The organism is Pseudomonas sp. P5_A2_2 (assembly GCF_054177685.1).
Map to the genome: position 1 here is coordinate 1 of NZ_JBGCUL010001017.1, position 1,555 is coordinate 1,555.

Annotated in this window: 3 protein-coding genes; all 3 read right to left on the bottom strand. The window is 57.4% G+C overall.

Annotation, left to right across the window (positions count from 1 at the left end; translation table 11 throughout):
- Positions 1 to 519, bottom strand: a 519-nt coding sequence (locus tag ACXRVY_RS28345) for a LysR substrate-binding domain-containing protein (protein ID WP_458238874.1), incomplete at its 3' end; no start/stop codon positions are given.
- A gap of 112 nt (positions 520 to 631) precedes the next feature.
- A complete protein-coding gene (locus ACXRVY_RS28350; protein WP_223463735.1) occupies positions 632 to 1,135 on the bottom strand; it encodes a universal stress protein in 504 nt (167 codons plus the stop codon).
- A 95-nt stretch (positions 1,136 to 1,230) separates the two neighbouring features.
- The coding region (locus ACXRVY_RS28355; RefSeq protein ID WP_458238875.1) for a 5'-nucleotidase at positions 1,231 to 1,555 on the bottom strand (325 nt) is incomplete at its 5' end.

Consider the following 1,555-nt stretch of genomic DNA (forward strand, 5'->3'; position numbering starts at 1 on the left):
AGGCACGACCACACATCGGTTCCAGCGGTAGCACGGCATCATCACCAGATCACCGAACAGCTCGAGCGCTTCGGTGGCAATGGCAAAATCCACGGTGCCATCAGCGGCCATTTCGGCGATTTGCATCGGCGACCCCTGATGCATGTGCAGGGCAACGTCCGGGTATTGCTTGATGAAATTGCTGATCACCGGCGGCAACGCATAACGCGCCTGGGTGTGGGTGGTGGCGATCGACAGGGTGCCTTTCTTCTCGTTGGAGAATTCCTGTGCGATCTGCTTGATGCTTTCAACCTTGCGCAGAATTTCGCCAGCGGTGGTGATGATGCGCTCGCCGGCCGGGGTAACGCGGGTCAGGTGCTTGCCGCTGCGGGCGAAAACCTCGACGCCCAGTTCGTCTTCCAGCAGACGGATCTGTTTACTGATGCCCGGTTGAGAGGTGTAAAGACTTTGGGCTGTAGCGGAAACGTTGAGGTCGTGGTGCGCCACTTCCCAGATGTAGCGCAATTGTTGAAGCTTCATATGAATCCCTCAAAGCAGGTAGACGCCACGGGCATCAGCGACGGTATATAACTATATTAATGGCATGAAGAATAAATCTAGAACTTTTTTATCAGATTGCCATTATTCTGTTCTAGCGATCCCCTTGGCGACGACGTTGCACCAGCGGCACCAGATAGACCGGCACCTTGGACAGTTGCAGCACACGGGCGGCGGTTCGCCCCAGAGGCGTTTCCGCACCCGCACCGTGGCTGTGACTTCCTACGATCAACAAATCCACGGAGAGTTTCTGCGCCTGGTCCAGAATCACCTGCGACGGATCGCCCTGCAGCACCCGCACTGCCTGAATCCGCTCCAGATCGTGCTCCCCTTCATCCCCCAACTCCTCACGAAAACTGTCGAGCACCCGCTGCTCGATACTGGCAATAACTGTATTCAGGCCCTGGCTGTGAAACTCGTTCAGCGCCTGTTCATCGAGATAACTTTCCAGCACCGATTCGGCAAACAACCCCATGGGTTCAACCGCATGCACCACATACAAATCGGCATTGAAGGTCCGGGCCAGCTCCAGGGCATGCTGCATCACCACGGGCGCGTACAGGCCAAGGTCAGTGGCATACAGCATCGAACGAATCATATGACCTCCTCGACTGCCAACATGGCGGAGATTTGATTCAGCTTAGCAGTGCCTTGGCGACTACGACGTGCGGCGCAACGCATTGAACGCTGGGCTTAAACCTTTTGTTCGTTGCTTATGCCATGGGGCACATGACCGGTGGCGACGACTTCACGGGCCAATTCGCAGTGGCCGGCCTGATCGTCGAAAAACACATCGGCCGCGAAGGCTTCGAGAAAGGCTGACTTGGTCAGGCCTCCGAGGAACAGCGACTCGTCCAGACGAATGTCCCATTCGCGCAACGTGCGAATCACTCGCTCATGGGCCGGCGCCGATCGCGCCGTGACCAGCGCGGTACGGATCGGACAGGCGTCCTCCGGGAACTCACGCTGCAACAGATTGAGAGCCGCGAGAAAGCCCTTGAACGGCCCACCGCGCAAC